Origin of the sequence: Corynebacterium guangdongense, assembly GCF_030408915.1 — a bacterium.
Taxonomy (GTDB): Bacteria; Actinomycetota; Actinomycetes; order Mycobacteriales; family Mycobacteriaceae; genus Corynebacterium; species Corynebacterium guangdongense.
This window is the reverse complement of sequence record NZ_CP047654.1, coordinates 339,994-359,797: the sequence shown is the minus strand read 5'-3', so window position 1 is coordinate 359,797 and position 19,804 is coordinate 339,994. Positions and strand designations below refer to the sequence as shown.

The window sequence follows — 19,804 nt, the reverse complement described above, 5'->3', positions numbered from 1 at the left end:
GGGTGTCCTTCCACGGCGAAACCCCCGCGGCCTGAGCCGCAGGGGGTGGAGGATGCTTGCCGACGCCGACCGCTACCGCTGCAGCACCAGCTTGGGGCAGCCCTGCGCCGCGCGCGAGACGCAGATCATCATGGTGTCGTTGGCGGCCTGCTCGTCCGGGGTGAGGATGGAGTCCCGGTGGTCGACGTCGCCGGAGAGGACCGGGGTCTCGCAGGTGCCGCACGTCCCCTCCTTGCAGGAGGAGATGACCGGCAGGCCCGCGCGGGCGGCCGCGTCGAGGATGGTTTCCTCCGCCCCGACGGTGACGGTCACCTCGGAATCGGCGAATTCGACCTCGAAGGCGGCGTCCGCGTAGTCGCGCACGATCTCCTTCGGGGCGAAACGCTCCAGCCGCAGCGAGTTCTTCGCCCAGTGGCCGCTGCCCTGCTCGACGGCGTTGAGCAGTGACTCCGGGCCGCAGCAGTAGATGAGGGTGTTCTCCCGGGCCTGCCCCAGCAGCGCGGCGAGATCGATGTGTCCGAGTTCGTCCTGCGGGACCAGGTCGACCCGGTCGCCGTAGGGTGCGACTTCCTCGAGGAAGGCCATCGACGACAGCGAGCGGCCGCCGTAGACGAGTTTCCACGGCTTGCCGGCGGCCTGCGCCTGGCGGACCATCGGGAGAATCGGGGTGATGCCGATGCCGCCGGCGATGAAGAGGTAGGCGCCGGCGTCGGCGAAACGGAAATTGTTGCGGGGCCAGGAGACGGTGACGGCGTCACCTTCCCGGAGAGTGTCGTGGACGGCGCGGGAGCCGCCCCGGCCGGCCTCCTCGCGGAGAACGCCGATGCGGTAGGAGGAGCGATCCTCCGGATCCCCCGACAGCGAGTACTGCCGGACGACGTCCTCCCCGGCGACAGGAATGTGCAGGTCGATGTGGGCGCCCGGCTTCCACCTGGGCAGCTCGCCGCCGTCGGGGTGAACGAGGGTGAGTGAAACGACGCCGTCGGATTCCTCGCGTCGAGAAGCGATCCTCAGGGACATCGTGCGCACGACGGACTTCTTCGACGCCTCGACGTCGGCGAGATCCCACCGCACCCAGAAGGAGCGCCGTGCCGGGAGCAGGGCGAAGCGGACGAAGTCGAGGGCGTCCGGATCGTCGACCGTGATCGAGGGCAGGCGCTCGTACAGCACCTTGAGGCCGGCGGCGCCCTGCACGCGCGCGAGCGGGTTGCCCAGGCACTTGTGCCGACCGGTGGAGAAGGCCAGATGGTCCTGCGGGTCCGGGCGGTGAATGTCGAAATCGAAGGGGTTCTCCACGTAGCCCGGATCGGTGTTGACCGAGGCCAGCGCGATCCAGACCATGTCCCCCTTCCTGATCTGGGCGCCGGAGAGCTCGATGTCGATCATCGACTGGCGCGAGGCGAAGGTGGACGAGGGGCGGCGGCGGACGGTCTCCTCGAAGACCCGGGCCCACAGCTCCGGCTCGTACAGCGCGTCCTCCCTGGCCTCCGGGTTCTGGTCCAGGAAGAGAATCGCGTTCACCATGGCCTGGGCGGTGGTGTCGGTGCCGGCGGCGGCGAACTCCGTCAGATGGATGGCGATCTGGTCGGCGCCGAGAACGTAGTCGCCGTCGGTGTTCTTCTGGGAGGCCATGATGGAGATCAGGTCGCGGGCGTCGGATTCACGACGGGATTCGATGATCTCGCGGAGCCGGAGATTCGACTCGATGTAACGGGCCCAGACCTGGCCGCGCAGGGGCTCCTCGAAGGGCTCCTGCGCGGAGGCGAGGATCTGGAAGAAATCGTCACGCAGCTGCTTGATGAAGTCCGCGTACTCGTAGCCCAGCCCCATGTGCGCCAGCAGGGTCTGCGTGGTCAGCTCCAGGCAGTAGTCCTCGAGCAGGTTGCCCTGGCCGTTGTTTTCGAAACCGTCGATGATGCGGTGCGCCCGGGCCTCGATCTCCGGCTCCAGCGCATCCATGTCGTCCTGGAGGAACCCCAGCTGGGCGACGCCACGCGCCACCGTGTGGCCTTCCGGATCCGAACCGACGAGAACGCGTGACATCAGCTCCGGGGAGATGATGTGCCGGTGCTCCTCCGGCACCGGGATGAGCGCCGAGTTCGCGGCCGAGGAGAACTTCTTCCAGTCGGCCAGAACCCTCAGCGCGTCCTCGCGCCTGGTGACGATCCAGGCGTTGAGGTGCGGGTAGAAGAAGGTGGGGGTCTCGTCGCGCACGGACGCGAAGTGCGCAGCGGGGTCTGCGTAGTAGTCGTCGCCCATGGCGTCGAAACCGTGGGCGAAGGGGCACTTTCCGCTAGTGACGGTGGTCATGGTGGGACTCCTTGGGGGTTGCCGATCACTGTGCGAATGATTCAACCACGCCTACTAGACATGTGTCTAGTAGCTGGTGAGATCCGCCCCACATTTCCGGCCGCGACCAGCGCCGGGGGTGCAGCTTGATGACTGCCGGCTCCACCCGGCGACTAAGATTCAGGAGCACCCTGCCCCACCCCCGGGTTGCGGCGGCACGGACTTTTCCTTCGCCGCGATCCCGGGCGTTGACACGTGCTTCCCGCACGCGGCAGTCCCGCCACATCACCAAGGAGTTCCATGACCCCCGCAGCACCCCTGCCGGAAACCGGGGCAGGCGAACGTCGCAGGCCCCACGGTTCGACGGCGGGTCCCGGGCAGAAATGACGTCGTCGCTCCATTCCCTGCACACGCTGATCCGCCTGTCCTGGCGGGCCGTCCGCGCCCACGCCGCCCGACTGGCCCTGTCCGTCCTGGCCGTCGTCCTCGGCACCGCCTTCGTCGCCGGCGGGTTCCTGCTCAGCGCCTCGCTGAACAAGGCGTTCACCGACATCACCGAGACCGCGTACCGGGGCATCGACGTCGTCGTCACCGCAGGAGACAACCGTCCCCTGACGGACGCGGATCTGGCCGCGGTTCGGGACCTCGCGGGCGTCGACAAGGCGATCGGCGATTATTTCACCGGCGTCGCCATCCTCGCCCCGGACGGGGATCCTCTCCAGACGGGCGGGGCCGGCGCCTGGCTGATGAGCTACCTGCCGCCCGAGCAGGCGCTGACCGCCCCCGCCACCGTCGTGGAGGGTCGCGCCCCGGGCGCCCACGGCGAAGCCGTGCTCAACGACAGCGCCGCCGAATCCGCCGGCATCGGGGTCGGCGACACCGTCACCGTCATCGACACGATGGGCCGCACGGAGATGGAGATCGTGGGTCTGAGCAACTTCCCCATCTCCACCGGCGGCTGGGCCGGAATCGCCGTGACCCGGGACTACTACCGCGAGAACTTCGACCGCGGCGGCGGCTACTTCGCCATAAACGTCCGGGGAACCGACTCCACCTCCCCGCCGCAGCTGCGTGACGAGGTCGCCGCCCTGCTCGACGGAACCCGAGTGCAGACGGGCCAGGAGGCCGCCGAAGAGCAGAACGGCGAGATCAAAGAGCAGCTGGCCTTCTTCACCTACATCCTCGGCGCCTTCGGACTCATCGCCCTGCTGGTGGGCACGTTCATAATCGCCAACACCTTCTCCATGACCGTCGGCCAGCGCACCCGCGACTTCGCCCTGCTGCGGGCCATCGGCATGTCGCGACGCCAGCTCACCGGGTCGGTGCTGGTGGAGGCCCTGTTCACCGGGCTGATCGGCTCCACCATCGGAATCGGCGCCGGCCTCGGGCTGGTGCGTCTCATCCGGTGGGCCATGGACGCCGCCGGGTTCGGTTTCCCGGACAACGGCCTCGCCCTGACGCAGGCCTCCGTCGGCTTCCCGATCCTCATCGGCGTGCTGGTCACCCTCGTCAGCGCCTACGTCCCCGCCCTTCGCGCCGGGCGCACCCACCCTGTGCAGGCGATGCGCGGCGGGGAGGCGCAGACCGGGACACCGGTACGTGCCCGGACCATCGCCGGCGCCCTGCTGGCGGCCCCGGGGGCCGCGGCGCTGGTCGCCGCGGCCGCTCTCGGGGACTGGGCCACCACCCCCCGAATGATCCTCACCGGGCTCGGGGCGGTGCTGCTGCTCGTCGGCGTGCTGGGCCTGCTGGCGGGCGCGTCCCGGCGGGTGTTCTCGACCTCCCGGGCGGGTGGGCCGGTCCTGCGCCTGGCCGAGAGCAGCCTCAGCCGCAACCCCAACCGCACGGCAGGCACCATCTTCGCCCTAACCCTCGGCGTCAGCCTGGTCAGCGCGGTCACCGTCCTCGGCGCCTCGATGACGCAGTCCATCTACGGCGCGGTCCAGGACGAGTACCGGGGTGACGGGGTGATCTCCACGAGCATGATCTCCAGCCAGAGCATCCCCCTCCAACTCGTCGACGAACTGCGGGCGATCGACGGCGTCGAGGAGGTCTTCCCCATGGCCAAGGTGCCGCTGACCGTCGACGGCCGCACCGCCTCCGCAGGTCTCGGTGGCGGGCTCACCCCCGTCCTGACCAGCGACCCGCGCACCATGTTCAGCCTGTCCTACGTCGACGGCGCCGTCGCCGACCCCGCCACCGAGACCGGCGTCGTCATCGACCAGACCACCGCCGAGAGCCGGGGCTGGTCCGTCGGGGACGAACTCACCGTGGCCATCCCGGACGCGGGCGTCTCCGTGGCGGCGCCGGTGCTGGCCGTGCTGACCGACAACGCCGCCGGGCTGTCCGTGTCGGTCACCGCCCCCGTCGCCGAGCAGCTGCTTCCCGACAAGTCGATGTGGTTCCTCGACCGTGTCCACCTGTCCTACGCCGGAGAGGGCACCGGCGGTAAAGACGATGTCCACGCGGAGGTCGTCGACCTAGTCAACACCTACGGCGTCCTGCAGACCATGGACCGCCAGGAGTTCATCCAGAGCAGCGTTTCCCAGGCGCAGCAGCTCCTCGCCATCGTCTACGCCCTGCTCGCGCTCTCGGTGATCATCGCCATCCTCGGCGTGGCCAACACCCTGGCGCTGTCGATCATCGAGCGCACCCGCGAGATCGGCTCCCTGCGCGCAGTCGGCATGCAGCGCGGCCAGGTCCGGCGCATGATCCTGGCGGAATCCGCCCAGATCACGCTGTTCGGCGCGGTGCTCGGGACGGCCCTCGGAACCGGCGTTGGCGCGGTCCTGTCCCGCTCCATGTCCGACGTCGGCATCACCGAGGTCGAAGTCCCCTGGCTGCAGCTGCTCGCCATCGCCGTCGGCGCGGCGCTGGTGGGCACGCTCTCCGGGATCGCCCCGGCCCGGCGCGCCGCCCGGGTCGAACCGCTGGCCGCGGTGGAGTAGGGCGTGGGCATAACCATTGCCAATGACGCCGACACACGAGCGTTTTCCGCCTCATTGGCAGTGGTTGTGCCCAAACGGAACGCTAAGTGCTTACGCATCCGGGCCGGAAGCGCCGGAAGCCGTGAACGCGTAAGCGGTTAGCGTCCCCCGCCCTGCGCCACACACGAAGTCCCCCTAGAGTTCAACCTGGCGGAGACGGCCAAACTGACGAGACGGGGGTCTTCAGTGAGCAAACACACCACCACCACGTACTACGGGAACCACGAGCCGTATATCACTCCGGAACCGCGGAAACCGTGGGGCCGCCGGCTGCTCGTTGCGCTCGGCGTCGTCGCGGCCGGTACCGCGGTCATCGAGGCGGCCCCTCCCCTGGAGTTCAACACCGCGCGGACCCGCGCCACGGACGCCGTCGTCGATTTTCTCACGGGGAGTGAACCGCATGAGGAGGGCACCTTTAAATTCGCCACCCCTGAATCACCGGTAACCCTGCAGGTCGGTGATTCCCTGATTGTGCCGTGCTCGGACACCGACCCGGCCAGCAGCTCGTGCATGGTCCTCACCCTCATGGAGACTCCGTCATTAATGACCTGCGAGAACGGCACCGGGGACCAGACACCCCATGCGGTCCTGAACTTCTTCGTGACCATGCCCGACGACGCCGACCCGGATTTTCCGGGCCCATTCCGGGAGGAACGGTGGTCGACCGCCGCGGCTCGGGACCCCCTGGGCGCTGCCGACCGGACCGAGGAGCCTTGCCTCGACTGCGACGGGGACGACAGCTACCTCAACCTCGCCACGCTGAGCCCCGGGGCATGGGCCAGTGGAAACGTGTGGCTGCCCATGCCGGAGGAGCCCACCTACGTTCGCAATGGGGAACCCGGCCAGCCGATTTTCTCGGTGCTAGTCCGCGACACCCAGGACATCTGATCCCTACTGCTCCTTGAGCACCTGCAGCTCCTCCTTGAGGAAGGCCTCCAGCTTCGCGGTCGACCCGGTGGTCTTCGCATGGACCTCGGCCTGCTTGAGCAGTTCGGCCAGGTCCGCCCTGGAATCCTTGTCGACGTTGAGCGGGTACGCCCGAATCCTGCCGACGATGTCCCCGACGAACCCGGCGCGCAGCATGAGCTCCTCCGGTGTCGCGTCCTCGGGCAATGCGGCACCGACGAACGAGGAGATCGCCCCGATCAGCGCGCGGTGGATGTCGATGACCGCGCGGTTGCGTGCCTGCGTCGGCGAGATCGGCACCGCTTCTTCGGCTGGTTCCGCAGGCTTCTCGACGCGTGGTTCCGGCGACTTCGCCGCCGGCACTTCCTTCGCCGGGGCTGGCGCCGACACCGTCTTCTCCGGTTCAACCTTCACGGGCTTCTCGACGACTGGCGTCGGCTCAGTCTTCGGCTTCGGCGCGGCCTCCGCTTCAGGTTCTTCGACGAACTCCGGATCAGCGATGACGGCGGCGGCAAGCTCCTCGAAGGAGGGGGCAGGGGCGGGAGCGTGGACCTCCGGCTCTACCTCAGGCTCCGGCTCGACCTCAGCCTCCACCTCCGGCTCCGGCTCGACGGGAGTCTGCACCTCGGGTTCCTCCGCCACCGGAGTCGGCGGGGCCGGCGTGCTCACGGCGACCACCGGGGCCGGTTCTACGGCGATCTCGGGGACGACGTTGTGGCGGGTGCTGGCGACGGTGGCGTCGGCAAGCAGGATGTCGGTGATGGTCAGCTGCGGGACGACGGCGGCCAGCTTCGCCCAGGCGTGGAACACGGCGTCGCCGCCGCGGATGGGGCCGATGACGTCGTGGGCGCGCTGGCGCGCGAGGAAGGACAGGGTGGTGCTGATGTAGGGCACCCAGGCCCAAGGTTCGGTCATCGGATCGCCCTGGTCCTGGGCCTCGGAGCGCTGGGTGGCCTGCATGGCCAGCACCGTGGTCTGGGCGTTCTTGAGGACGCGGTTCTCCAGGCGGATGACCTGCTCGACCAGCCCCGGGACGACCCCGAGGTGGGCGATGAGGTGGCGGCGGGAGTAGAGCTCGGTGAGCGCCTGACGGCGGCGGTTCTCCGAGGCCCAGGGCTGCGGCACGGGCGGGACGCCGTTGAGCAGGGCGCCCTCGTACATGTCGAGGAAGGCGCGTTCGGCCTTGTTGATGGAGGCGAAGGTGTCGCCGACGGCCCAGCCGGAGCGCAGGGTGTCGACGAGGCCCGGGCCACCGAGCTGGCGCAGGTGGGTCAGCTTTGCGGTGGCCTCGGCCGAGTCGGCGGCGCCGGCGGCGGCCAGGGTCAGCAGGTCGCTGACGTCGGCGAGGGCGCTGGCCCAGAACTGCGGGTCGGTGTCGGTGTCGGTGTCGGTGTCGGCGTCGGGAGCCGCGGTGAAGGGCCTGGCCACGAGACCGGAGCTGATGAACGCGGCGACGCGCCTTTCCTTGCCCAGCGGGCTCTCGCTCAGGGCGCAGAGCGCGGCGCGGGGGTGTTCCTGCAGTGCGGAGCGGGCCGCGGCGCTGGGGTGGTTGAGCGCGGCCAGCAGGTTCTCCCCCGCCCAGGCCTGCTCAAGGTCGACGTCCTTCTCCTCGGCGGCGCCGACGAGGAGGGCACGGGCCGAGGGCACGGTCGGTGCGACGGGGTCGAGGACGAATCCGGTCTCGGCGGCGTCGATGACCAGTGCGTCGGCGTCGGCAAGCTCGGGGGGCAGTTCGGCGGTGTAGGTCACCGGGTCGACGTCGAGTTCGACCGGGTCGCCGGAGAGGTCGGACAGCGGCCAAGCCCAGACGTGGAAGCGGGCGGCGGTCTGGGCGGGCTCCAGGGTCAGGACGCCGTCCTCGACCGCCGCGGAGACCAGCAGGGGCTGGCGGGTGAGCAGGCCGAGGTTGGCGGTCCTGCCCTTCTTGGCGGCCCGGGTGCGGGAGCGTTTGGTGGAGACCTCGGCGAGCATGGCGTCGGAGTTCCACGTCAGACTGAGCATGACGGTCTCGGCGCCGTGGTAGAACCGGGCGAGCGCGGAGATGGCGGCCCGGAAGGTCCGCCCGTCGACGGGGTCGAGCGCGACGGTACGGCCGCCCTCCTGGGGTCGGCCCAGGTCTACGAGGGTGAGCTCGGCGGAGTTGGCCTTCTCCGGGAGGCGGATGACGACGTCGCCGTCGGGGTCGAGGACGTCGGTGTCGATGGCCTCGGGGAAACTGCGCCAGGTGCCGGCGCGGTCGACGCGGTCGATGCGGAAAGTGAGGCGCTGGGGCACGATGATCGGCTCGAGGGTGTAGCCTTCGCCAGATTCGAGGACCTCGGGGGAGGTGAGATGGTCCGAATCCAGTTCGCCCCACTCGTCGGAGACCTCGAAGTCCTTCTCGCCGACATAGTTGAGCTGGTAGTGCGCGACCGTCAGGCCGGCGGCGGTGGGGGTGGCCTCCGGGTAGCGGAAGTCCAGCGGGTAGGAGGCCTCGTACTCGAAGGTCACGGCCATGGACTCGGCCATGTTGTAGATGCGGCTGGCGACGAACCGCCCGTTGTGGAAGACATGCACGTCGAAGCGGCCGATCCACACGTCGGAGGAGTCGCCGAAGATCGGGGTGGTGGCGCCGATCTCGCAGATCAGCGGCACGCCGAAGACGTCCTGGCGCTCCTCCCCGTCGATGAAGAAGATGCGACGGGTCCACTCGCCGGTCTCGCTGGCGGGGACGGTGATGGTCGGCGAAGAGCCGAAGACGGGGCGCCCGTCGGGTCCGACCATGCCCGGGATCGGGTCGGAGGTGCCGAAGCGCATCTTGGATCGGCGGTCAAGCTGGACGTTGAGCCTGGTGGAGATCTGGTCGAAAGCGACGTCGACGGAGCTTGTCGACGACAAATCCAGCCGGTACATCTGCCATCCCGCCCAGGAGCGCAGCTCCGTGGCCTGGGCCGGGTCGTGCACGGGCACGCCGTCATCGCCGGTGAAGGTGGTCTGGGCCGGGGCCACGGCCAGGACCTCGGTGGCGCGCAGTCGGCGGATGCGGCCGACGCGGCGGCCGGTGTCGACGTTGAAGAAGATGACCGGCTTGTCCGGGTGGAACAGATCCATGTCCCATTCACGGCCGTGGGCGGGCAGCGACACCGTGAACGCGGGCGCGGATTCCTGGAGCGCGACGTCGTGGGCGGGCTGGTCGACCGTCGTCTCGTCGGCGGCCTGGCGGACCCGACGCACGCCCGAGGGCGAGGACAGGACCCAGTCGGCCTCGTGCTCGCCGGTGGGGAGGGTGAGGCGCAGGTGGACGGTGCCCAGGGCGTCGTCCAGCCAGATGCGGGGACGGGTGAAGACGCGCTCGGTCGGGGTGCCCTCGCGGCCATATTCGTCGCGGTGGGCCAGGACGTGGACGAGCTCGGCGAACATCAGCGAGGGCAGGTCGGCGTGGCCCTCGAAGACGTCCCGGCGCTCGGCGGCGTACCAGTCCGGGGTGTCGAGGGTGTAGTCGATGAACTCGGTGACGCTCGTGATGAGGTACGCGGCCAGCGTCGGTTCCAGACGAAGGAACTCGCGCAGCGTCCACGGCGCGGTCTCGTCCTTCTGGATGGCCAGGGCCAGGCGGGTCGCGCTGACCTCCTCGTCCAGGTAGGCCTCCACCAGCGCCTGCATGCCGGAGGCGGTGATGCCCACGTGCAGGCGGATCTGGTTGACGTTGCTGTCGGCGGTGTCGGCGACGCCGTAGGCCTTGAGGCGGGCGGCCCGCATCATCGCCGGAATCTGCCGGTCGACCTTGTCGGTGTCAAAGTCCGGATCCGTGATGCCGGTCCGGCGCAGCCAGTCGGCCCAGAAGGTGGCGTCGGTGTCGGCGCGCATGGCGGCGCCGGCCAGGGAGGCCAGCACCATCCGCGGGTGGGCGGCAAGGAGCTCCTCGACGCTCGTTCCGGTCAGGGCGTGACCGACCTGGAGGTCGATCCACTTGATCTCCTCATCGATGAGTTCCAGCTCGACGAGGCTGACGGTCTCCCCCTCGACCGCGTCGATGCGCTGGGCCAACACCTCCTCCGCAGCCCGGAGTTTGTCGTGGGCGGTGTCTGCGTAGGCGACGGCCTCGATGAGATTTTCTTCTTCGTTACGCCGTTTACCAGCCATGTTGCCGCGATGTCTCCTTGATTGCTGCGGTGATTACCAGACATCAGCATCCTACGGCGTTTGCCAGCGAGACGGAACGTCGCCCGCAGCGGTGGCGATCCCGCCACCGCGACCGCCCGGGGGAGGGCCGGGTTCGTCGGCCGGCCGGCGACCCACCCCACCCGGACACGGAAACCCAAAATGGTGTGACTTTTGCAAGGTGGGGTGACATTCATGCCCAGCCTAGCGCCCACCAGCCCATACCGGCGGGACGGCGGAATTGTCACGAACCGCCCGGGACCCCTCCTGATCAGCAGATTTACCCGCGGAAACGGAATAAGTGGCTGGCGCAACGCCGTATTTAAGACGGGATATTCTCCACCCCCGGATTTGGGGAAGCCCTTCCCAACAAAGGTCATACCGTATATTTTTTACCTAGGTGATAGATCACACTTTTCGATCCTTTGAGACGACCATCACACCCTAAGGAAACGCCATGTCCATCAAGAGCCCGGAGTCCCCGACGACCTCCCCCCGCAGCGTGCGGCCATTCGGCATGCGCGACCGCGTCGGCTACATGTTCGGTGACTTCGGCAACGACTTCACCTTCATCCTGCAGTCCAGCTTCTTCATGATCTTCTACACCAACGTGGTGGGCATCCAGCCCGCTCACGTCGGCGCCCTCCTCCTCGGCGCGCGCGTCATCGACGGTTTCACGGACGTGGGCATGGGCATCCTGGTCGACCGTCTGCCCAACAACAAGGTCGGTCAGAAGTTCAAGCGCTGGGTGAAGTGGATCGCCATCCCCGTCGCCGTCGCCTCCGCCCTGATGTACATGTCCTTCGTCTCCGACTTCGACAGCTACGGCGCGAAGATGGCCTGGATGATCGCCACCTACTTCCTGTGGGGCTCCCTCTGCTACACCGCGATCAACATCCCCTACGGCTCCATGGCCTCGGTCATCTCCAACGACCCGACCGAGCGTTCCCAGCTCTCCGTCTGGCGCTCCACCGGCGGCACCCTCGCCAACCTGGCCATTTCCACGCTTCTGCCCCTGTTCGTCTACGTCACCAACGAGGCCGGCGTCTCCATTCTCTCCGGCCCCCGCATGACCATCGCGGCGGTCGTCTGCTCCGTCCTGGCCGTCATCTGCTACGCCATCCTCTACGTCAGCGTCGAGGAGCGCATCGTGGAAGACCCGAAGGTGCAGAAGGAAACCGTCGGCCTGGGCAAGATGCTCCAGTCCGTGTTCTCCAACCGTGCCCTGCTCGGCCTCATCGCCGCCGCCCTGCTGCTGCTGTTGTCGATGATGTTCCTCATGGGAATGCTGGGCTACGTCTTCCTCACCTGGTTCGGTGAGGGCCGCCTCCAGTCCCCCGCCTCCCTGGCCGGCATGCTGCCCGCGCTGACCCTGATCGTGCTGGCCCCGTGGCTGGCCAAGCGTTTCGGCAAGGCCGAGACAGCCGCCGTCGCCATGTTCATCGGCGGCGCCGTCCTGCTGGTCGCCTACTTCCTGAAGATCGAGAACCCGTGGGTGTGGATCGGTTTCTACGCGGTCGCCATGTTCGCCATCAGCGTCTTCAACTACCTGGTCTGGGCATTCATCACCGACGTCATCGACTACCAGGAAGTCCGCACCGGCACCCGCGATGACGGCACCGTCTACGCGGTCTACTCCTGGGCCCGCAAGCTCGGCCAGGCAGCGGCCGGCGGCCTGATCGGCGTCGCCCTGGGCTGGATCGGCTTCGACTCCGCGATCGCCGCCGACGGAGGCGCCCAGCCGCAGGAGGCCATCGACGGAATCTACATGCTGGTCAACGTCCTTCCCGGCGTCGGCTGCATCCTCGTCGCCCTGTCCCTGATCTTCCTGTACCCGCTGAAGAAGGGTCTGGTCGAGAAGAACGTCGCCCTCCTCGCCGCCCGCCGTGGCGAAGAGGTCCCGGAGTCAGTCCGCTAGGACGCCACCCACCGCCCAGAACCGGTGGTCCGCTCCCTCGGGAAGAGCGGACCACCGGCTCTTGAGCGTGGGGCCTGTTTCCTGCCCCCCGACGATGCTCCGGCGGCCGCCGACCGGGCATCGTCGGGGTGGCCGGGCACCACAACGGCCCCGCCTCTCCGGGAAGAGGCGGGGCCGTCAGGGGTTCAGCCGGGGATTACCAGCCGATCGACGTCAGGTACTCGCGGGAGTCGCGGATGCAGTCGTAGGGGTCGCGGCCGTAGGTCATGTCCTGCTCGATGAAGAAGAACTCGGCGCCGGCCTCGACGGAGGCGGGCAGCAGATCGGGCCAGTTCATGTTGCCCTGGCCGACCTCGGCGAATTCGATGATGTTGACGAACTTCTCGTAACCTTCCATGATCTTGCCGGCGGTCATCAGGTCGATGGCCTCCTGCGGCAGGGAGGTCACGCGATAGTCCTTCACGTGGATGAGCTTGCACACGCCCGCATAGGCTTTGAGCATGTCCAGCGGGGCCATCCCGCCGCGCTGGACCCAATGGAGGTCGACCTCGAAGTGGAGGTTGGGGGCCACCCGGCGGACGACGTCGAAGATCCGCTCGCCGTTGTCATACTTGTGCAGGTCGACGTGGTGGTTGTGGTAGCACAGGGTGACGCCGTCCTCCTTGAGGCGGGCGGCGTAGGGCTCGACCTTGGCGGCCCAGGCTTCGGTGGCTTCCTGGGAGACCATCGCCTCGAAGGGCATCATGCCGATGCGCAGGAAGCGGACGTCGAGGCGTCGGCAATCGGCGAGGATCTTGTCGTAGTCCGCCTCCAAGGAGTCTGCGCCGCTGAGGGCGCCGGCTTCCAGGGCGACGGAGAGGGCGCCGACCTTGATGCCCAACTCCGTGACGCCGCGCTCGAGGGCGGCCGTGTTCTCCTCGGTCATCGGGATCTGGGACACCTCGACGGAGGCGATGTTCATGTCCTTGAGCTTCTCCAGAACCGGGTACATGCCGTCGGCGGCGACCTGGTCCTTGAGCATCATCAACTGCACGCCGATGTCAGCCATTAGTTACGCTCCTCAAACTTGCCCTCTTCACGGATGCGCTTGTTCAGCTCCGCGAGGTAGGTCTCCTCGTCGAAATCGCTCAGCGAGACTTCCTGGCCGGTCCAGGAGGACAGGTGGATGCCGTTGGCCAGGCGGACGCCGTTGATGCCGTCGCCGCCCGGAGCCAGCAGCTCCTCCTCGCCCTGGACGGCGGCCGCGAAGTTGCGCATGACTTCGCAGTGCTGCTCGCCCCAGACGGATTCGTAGCTCTTGGTCTCGGTGCTCATGTAGTCGTTGAGGTCGACCTTGCCGGTGAACAGCTTCTTGACCATGTCCATGTCCATGTCATTGGACAGCACCTGCTCGTCCTCGTGGAGGCGCCAGATGGTGACGTCCTTGGAGTTCTCGACGACGATCTTGCCCTTGTCGCAGAGGATCTCGAGACGGTCGGTGCCGACCATGTCATGGGTGGCGGTGATGAAGGTGCCGGTGGCGCCGTCGGCGAAGGAGACCAGGGCGTTGACCTCGTCCTCGACGACGATGTCGCGGCGGAAGCCGTACTGCGCCTTGGCGAAGACGGACTCCGGGACGCCGCAGATCCACTGCCACAGGTCGAGCTGGTGCGGGGCCTGGTTGACCAGGACGCCGCCGCCCTCGCCGCCCCAGGTGGCGCGCCAGTCGGACTGGTTGTAGTAGCCCTGGGGGCGCCACCAGTTGGTGATGAGCCAGGAGGTGTGGCGCAGCTTGCCCAGCTCGCCGGAGTCCATGATGGCCTTGATGTCCTTGTAGAGCTGGTTGGTGCGCTGGTTGAAGAAGACGCCGAACTTCAGCTCCGGCGTGGACTTGGCGAACTCGATGAGTTCAGTGGCCTGCTTCGTGTAGACGCCGACGGGCTTCTCGACGAGGGCGTGGACGCCGTTGTCCAGGGCGTAGATGCCCATCTCCGGGTGGAGATAGTGCGGGACGGTGGTGACGATCGCGTCGACGTCACCGGAGGTGATCATCTCCTGGTAGTCCTCGTAGAAGGGGACGCCGTACTCCTCGGCGGCGGTCTTCTTCTCCGGGAGGATGTCGCAGATGGCGCCGATCTCCATGTTCCCGACGCGCTCCTCCTTGAGGAAGTCCGCGTACATGGTGCCCTCCGCACCGAGGCCGATGATTCCGAGACGAACCTTGTCGCTCATGTTGCTCCTTGCGCTGTTGACGGCTGAATGGGGTGTTTATGCAGTTGTGCCCCGCCCCGGCGCCATGGCCAGGGCAGAGGAGTCGTAGATCGATTTCGCGATGGACAACGAGGCCATCGCCTCCCGGGGCGAAATCCAGAAGGGTTCCGGCTCCCCGAGGCGTTCGTAGAAGTCGCGGATGAGCAGCTCGTGGCTCACTCCCCAGTAGCTGCGCCCCCCGGAGGCGGCGGTGCGCTCGGGGTACGTGTCGACCCGTCCGTCGGGCCACAGCACCTGCAACCCGTCGCACAGGATGACGCGGGCGTTCTCGCATTCCAGCTCGAGCTCCACCGGGCGATGGCGCGGCGCGGTCAGCGTGCCGTAGAACGTGGTGGTCGGCCCGGTGCCGTGGGTGAGGTAGGCGTGCGCGGTGTCCTCCACGTCGACGACGTCGCCGTACTTGTCGGTGCTGACCCGGCCCTGCACGGCGGTGACCTCGCCGAGGAACCACTGAATGAGGTCCAGGGTGTGGATGGCCTGGTTCATTAGCAGTCCGCCGCCGGAGCGGACCTGCTGCCCGCGCCAGGGTTTGTCGGTGTAGTAGCCGGGGGTGCGGGTCCACACCACCGAGGCGTAGGCGCCGTGGACGTCGCCGAGCTCGCCGGAATCGAGGAGGCCGCGCAGCGCCTGCGCGGAGGCGTTGTAGCGGTTCTGGTAGCAGACCGCGATCTTCGGGTGTCCGGGGTGCGCGTCCAGCCACTCGATCAGGCGCTCGGCCTCGGCGATCTCGTTGGCCAGCGGCTTCTCCAGCACGACGTGGACGCCGGCGGCCAGGGCCTCGAGGGCGAGGTCGATGTGCCGGTCATGGGGGGTGGTGATGTGGACGACGTCCGGTCGGGCCCGCTCAAGAAGTTCGGTCAGGCTGGCGTAGGCCGGAACCCCGGCGCGCTCGGCGAGCTTCTGCGCCGCGGCCGGGTCGGTGTCGGCGACGGCGACGAGCTCGATGCCCAGCGGCTCGGACAGTGCTTCGAGCGCTTCAACATGGACGACGGAGACGTCGCCGCATCCGACGATGGCTGCTCTGGTCATGGGGTTACGCCCACTCGACGTCGGTCTGGGTGAACAGGTCGATCAGCGCGGTGTGGGCGTCGGTCCACAGATCCGGGCCGCACAGGCCGCCGAACTCGTCGAAGTCGCCGAGGTGTGGCTCGATGGAGAAGAAGCCGTCGAAGCCGTCCTCCTTGAGCGTGGCGAAGAGTTCCTGGAACTGGCCGTCGCCCTGGCCGGCCGGGGTGATCAGGCCGATCGGGTGTTCGGCGGTGGGGGTGGTGGCGTCCTTGACGTGGATGTAGTCGACGTACTCCTTGACCAGCGGGTAGGCCTCGTCGACCGGCTTGGCTCCGGACTGGACGTAGTTGGCCGGATCGAAGATCGCGCGGTAGTGCGGGGAGTCGACGGAGGACATGAGGTCGGCGACGCGGCGCGGAATGTCGCCGTAGATGCCCTTCTCGTTCTCGTGCAGGAGGGTGACGCCACCGGCCTCGGCCAGGGCGACCATCTCGCGGGTGCGGCGCAGCACCTCGTCGCGGTACTGGTCGGCGTCCTCCCCTTCCGGGATGAAGAAGGAGAACAGGCGGATGTACTTCGCGCCGAAGAACTTGGCCACCTTCACGCCGTGACGGGTGCGCTCCAGGTGCCCCTCGAAGGGGTCGGTGATCTGGATCTTGCCCAGGTCGGAGCCGACGGAGGAGAGCCGGATCCCGGCCTCGTCGAGCTTGGCCTTGGCGGTGGCGAGCTGCTCCTCGGAGAGGTCGAGAACCTTGGTCCCCCAGGCGCTGCGGAACTCGACGAACCTGATGTTCAGCGCATTCAGGAGGGCGATCTGTTCGTCGAGGTCGCGGGAGATTTCATCGGCAAATCCGGAAATGGTCCACATGTGTCATCCGTCCTTGGGTCGGTCCGGGAGAGGGCCGAGGCGGCCGGAGGGCACGCACCGGCGCACAGCCGCTCACCAGTCTTAAATTTGGGATTACCAAAACTATAGCCGACGGTATCACCTTTCGTGAGTGACCCACCTAACTCCGGGGGGTTTTTCGGCGGAACCTCACTCCCACGGAAAAGCCCCCGCCGGCTGTGGACGTCGGCAAGCGGGCACGTCCTGGAGCAGGCATTTCGGCCCCCGCGCAATACCCCTGGGGGATTACTTGCATACCCCCTGGGGTATGTGTAGTGTCGGTTCCACACCGCACACACCAACGAGGAGAAGACCTTGCTGCTGCACCGTTTCTATGACGAGGACCTTGCCCAGGCCAGCTACTTCATTGGCTGCCAGGCCCAGAACACCGCCGTCGTCGTCGACCCCCGGCGCGACATCACCGACTACCTGGAGCTCGCGGAGCACCACGGCATGAAGATCGTCGCCGTCACCGAGACCCACATTCACGCGGACTACCTCTCCGGCACCCGCGAGCTGGCCGCCGCCACCGGCGCCACGATCTACGTCTCCGGCGAGGGCGACGAGGACTGGCAGTACGGCTTCGAGGGTGAGCGCCTCCACGACCGTGACACCATCACCATCGGCAACATCACCATCCAGGCGCGCCACACCCCGGGCCATACCCCGGAGCACCTCTCCTTCCTCATCACCGACGGCGCCTTCGCGGACGAGCCGGGCTACATGCTCTCCGGCGATTTCGTCTTCTCCGGTGACCTCGGCCGCCCGGACCTGCTCGACGAGGCCGCCGGCGGCGTCGACACCCGCTTCGGCGGCGCGAAGCAGATCTTCCGGAGCCTCAAGGAGGTCTTCCTCGAGCTCCCGGATCACGTCCAGGTCTACCCCGCCCACGGCGCCGGTTCCGCCTGCGGCAAGGCGCTGGGCGCACTGCCCTCGACCACCGTCGGCTACGAGCGCGCCTACGCCTGGTGGGCGGAGTACCTGAAGAACGACGACGAGCAGGGCTTCGTCGACGAGCTTCTCGACGGCCAGCCGGACGCCCACGCCTACTTCGGCCGCATGAAGCGCCAGAACAAGACCGGCCCGGCCGTGCTCGGCTACCCGCTGGCCCCGCTGCCGGAGTTCACCGGCGCCGACATCGCCGCCGAGGTCGAGTCCGGCGAGAAGATCATCGTCGACACCCGCCACCACAGCGAGGTCCACCAGGGCACCGTCGTCGGCTCCGTCAACGTCCCGGGCCTGGGCAAGGCCGCCAGCTACGTCGCCTGGGTCTTCGACCCGGAGACCACTGACGCCGACGCCGGCCTGGTCGTCCTGGCCCGCGACGAGGCGGAGGCCGCGCAGTACCGCGACCACTTCATCCGCGTCGGGGTCGACGAGACCGTCGGCTTCGTCACCTCCTTCGACGGCCTGCCGACCTACCAGCCCGCCGTCATCTCCCAGGACGAGCTCGAGGGCCACGAGCGCGCGATGCTCCTGGACCTGCGCAACAAGACCGAGTTCGCCGACGGCCACATCCCGGGCGCCCACCAGCTCTCCGGCGGCCGCGTCCTGTGGAACCTGGGCGAACTGCCCGCCAAGGACGAGACCATCGTCAGCTACTGCCAGTCCGGTGTCCGCAACTCCGTCGCCGCCTCCGCGCTGCGCCGCAAGGGCTACGACGTCGTCGAGCTCGAGGGCAGCTACCTCGGCTGGCTCAACCACAACAACAAGTAACCAATCGATCAACCAACCAACCAACGCTGAAGGATTTTCCGCTACATGACTAACCCGGCCATCACCGCACTGCAGCCCGCCGACCTCAAGGAGCGTCTCGCCAACGACGAAAAGATCATGGTGATCGACGTCCGTACGCCGGCCGAGTTCGAGACCGTCCACATCAAGGGCGCCTACAACGTCCCGCTCTCGATGCTCTCCGAGCACACCAAGGAGTTCGCCGGCCGCTTCGCCGACGGCGCCGTCCTGGTCTGCCAGTCCGGCGCCCGCGCCGAGCAGGCCCGCGAGCGCCTCGCCGCGGTCGGCCTGGAAACCACCACCATCCTCGCCGGCGGCACCGACGCCTACGAGAAGGCCGGCGGCGACGTCGTCCGCGGCAACCAGCGGTGGGACATGAACCGGCAGGTCCGCATGGGCGCGGGATCCCTGGTGCTGGCAGGTTTCGTCGGCTCCCGCGTGGTCTCCCGCCCGGTCGGATTCCTCTCCGCCGCCGTCGGCGCGGGCCTGGTCTGGTCCGCCGTCAGCAACTCCTGCATGATGGCGACCGTCCTGTCCAAGGCCCCCTGGAACAAGGCGAGCGTGAACCCGACCCTCGAGGCCACCGTCCGCAACATTCCGACCGCCACCGGCTCCGTCACCGTCTCCTAACCACCCACCAGCCCTGAGGCAGAAACAATGAGCGTCACTCTCGTCGCAGTAGTCCTTCTGTCCGTCGTGGTCGGCCTCAGCCTGGGGCTGATGGGCGGCGGCGGATCCATCCTCACCGTCCCACTGCTGACCTACGTCGCCGGGATGGACCCGAAGGAAGCCATCGCGGCCTCCCTCTTCGTGGTCGGCGCCACCTCCGCGGTCAGCGCCCTGGCGCATGCCCGGCAGGGCAACGTCCGCTGGCGCACCGGCCTGACCTTCGGCGCCGCCTCGATGGTCGGCGCCTTCCTCGGCGGCCTGGCCGGTGGCCACATCCCCGGCATGATTCTCATGGTTGCCTTCGCCGTCATGATGATCGCCACGGCCGCGGCCATGCTGCGGGGCCGCTCCAACAAGGGGGGCGCCGGCGAACCCAGGAAACTTCCCCTAGGCAAGATCCTCCTCGAGGGCCTGGTCGTCGGCCTGGTCACCGGTCTGGTCGGCGCGGGCGGCGGATTCCTGGTGGTCCCGGCGCTGGCGCTGCTCGGCGGCCTGTCGATGCCGGCCGCGGTGGGCACCTCCCTGGTGGTCATCACCATGAAGTCCTTCGCCGGGCTGGCCGGCTACCTGACCACCGTCAGCCTGGACTGGCCGCTGGTGCTCGGCGTCACCGCCGCCGCCCTGGTCGGCGCCGTGATCGGCGCCCGCCTGACCTCGGTGGTGCCGGAGAAGGCGCTGCGCAAGGGATTCGGCGTCTTCGTCCTGGTGATGGGCTTCATCGTCCTCTTCCAGGAGCTGCCTGCGCCGTGGAACACCGTCGTGGTCGGCGCCGGCGCCATCCTCGCCGTGATCGTCGGCCTCGGCTGGTTCGTTCGTCGGAAGTCCACGCCGAATCACGAAAAGGCGAAGGTCACCGCCTAGCCGCATTGGGGAACCCGCCTCCGCCGAGGAGGCGGGTTCCGACGTTTCCCGGGAGGCCGCCGCCCGTCAGCGGCGGCGACCTTTCCGGTGCCGGGGCGGGGGGCGTGCGGTGCTAATCTTGGCGTCGTCAAGGCATGCCAGGCGCCCACCGGATGG

At 68.1% G+C, this 19,804-nt stretch carries 12 protein-coding genes; 6 read left to right on the top strand and 6 right to left on the bottom strand.

Features of this window, described 5'->3' with window-relative positions; all coding sequences use genetic code 11:
• Window positions 1–72 precede the first annotated feature (72 nt).
• Window positions 73–2,310, bottom strand: coding sequence for a cytochrome P450 (locus CGUA_RS01750; protein ID WP_290197113.1), 2,238 nt, complete (start codon window positions 2,308–2,310; stop codon window positions 73–75).
• A 362-nt stretch (window positions 2,311–2,672) separates the two neighbouring features.
• On the opposite strand from CGUA_RS01750, the gene CGUA_RS01745 reads away from it, so the two are divergent.
• Together CGUA_RS01745 and CGUA_RS01740 are read left to right on the top strand one after the other, a co-directional pair.
• A complete protein-coding gene (locus tag CGUA_RS01745) occupies window positions 2,673–5,237 on the top strand; it encodes an ABC transporter permease (RefSeq protein WP_290197110.1) in 2,565 nt (854 codons plus the stop codon).
• A gap of 225 nt (window positions 5,238–5,462) precedes the next feature.
• Complete coding sequence (locus CGUA_RS01740) at window positions 5,463–6,164, top strand: hypothetical protein (protein ID WP_290197108.1); 702 nt, start codon at window positions 5,463–5,465, stop codon at window positions 6,162–6,164.
• Window positions 6,165–6,167: 3 nt separating this feature from the next.
• On the opposite strand, the gene CGUA_RS01735 is transcribed toward CGUA_RS01740, so the two are convergent.
• The gene (locus CGUA_RS01735) at window positions 6,168–10,304 is read right to left on the bottom strand and encodes a hypothetical protein (protein ID WP_290197107.1); all 4,137 of its coding nucleotides are present in this window, start codon (window positions 10,302–10,304) and stop codon (window positions 6,168–6,170) included.
• A gap of 475 nt (window positions 10,305–10,779) precedes the next feature.
• Between CGUA_RS01735 and CGUA_RS01730 the strand changes: the two genes are divergently transcribed.
• On the top strand, window positions 10,780–12,240 hold the full coding sequence (locus CGUA_RS01730; RefSeq protein WP_290197106.1) for an MFS transporter: 1,461 nt from the start codon (window positions 10,780–10,782) through the stop codon (window positions 12,238–12,240).
• 196 nt (window positions 12,241–12,436) lie between these two features.
• On the opposite strand, the gene CGUA_RS01725 is transcribed toward CGUA_RS01730, so the two are convergent.
• From CGUA_RS01725 to CGUA_RS01710, 4 genes are read right to left on the bottom strand one after another with little or no spacing between them, the layout of a single operon-like run.
• Window positions 12,437–13,288 carry a sugar phosphate isomerase/epimerase family protein gene (locus tag CGUA_RS01725; protein ID WP_290197105.1) on the bottom strand — a complete coding sequence of 284 codons (852 nt, stop codon included), beginning with the start codon at window positions 13,286–13,288 and terminating at the stop codon, window positions 12,437–12,439.
• The gene (locus CGUA_RS01720) at window positions 13,288–14,451 is read right to left on the bottom strand and encodes a Gfo/Idh/MocA family protein (protein WP_290197104.1); all 1,164 of its coding nucleotides are present in this window, start codon (window positions 14,449–14,451) and stop codon (window positions 13,288–13,290) included. Before CGUA_RS01720 ends, CGUA_RS01725 begins: the two co-directional genes overlap by 1 nt.
• 36 nt (window positions 14,452–14,487) lie before the next feature.
• On the bottom strand, window positions 14,488–15,519 hold the full coding sequence (locus CGUA_RS01715) for a Gfo/Idh/MocA family protein (RefSeq protein WP_290197103.1): 1,032 nt from the start codon (window positions 15,517–15,519) through the stop codon (window positions 14,488–14,490).
• Window positions 15,520–15,523: 4 nt separating this feature from the next.
• A complete protein-coding gene (locus tag CGUA_RS01710; RefSeq protein ID WP_290197102.1) occupies window positions 15,524–16,366 on the bottom strand; it encodes a sugar phosphate isomerase/epimerase family protein in 843 nt (280 codons plus the stop codon).
• A gap of 333 nt (window positions 16,367–16,699) precedes the next feature.
• Between CGUA_RS01710 and CGUA_RS01705 the strand changes: the two genes are divergently transcribed.
• The 3 genes from CGUA_RS01705 to CGUA_RS01695 are packed head-to-tail and all read left to right on the top strand — an operon-like array spanning window position 16,700 to window position 19,648.
• Complete coding sequence (locus tag CGUA_RS01705; RefSeq protein ID WP_290197101.1) at window positions 16,700–18,100, top strand: MBL fold metallo-hydrolase; 1,401 nt, start codon at window positions 16,700–16,702, stop codon at window positions 18,098–18,100.
• Between the two features lie 45 nt (window positions 18,101–18,145).
• Window positions 18,146–18,748 carry a rhodanese-like domain-containing protein gene (locus CGUA_RS01700; RefSeq protein ID WP_290197100.1) on the top strand — a complete coding sequence of 201 codons (603 nt, stop codon included), beginning with the start codon at window positions 18,146–18,148 and terminating at the stop codon, window positions 18,746–18,748.
• A gap of 27 nt (window positions 18,749–18,775) precedes the next feature.
• Window positions 18,776–19,648 (top strand): sulfite exporter TauE/SafE family protein, encoded by an 873-nt coding sequence (locus tag CGUA_RS01695; RefSeq protein WP_290197099.1) that lies wholly within the window; start codon window positions 18,776–18,778, stop codon window positions 19,646–19,648.
• Window positions 19,649–19,804 lie beyond the last annotated feature (156 nt).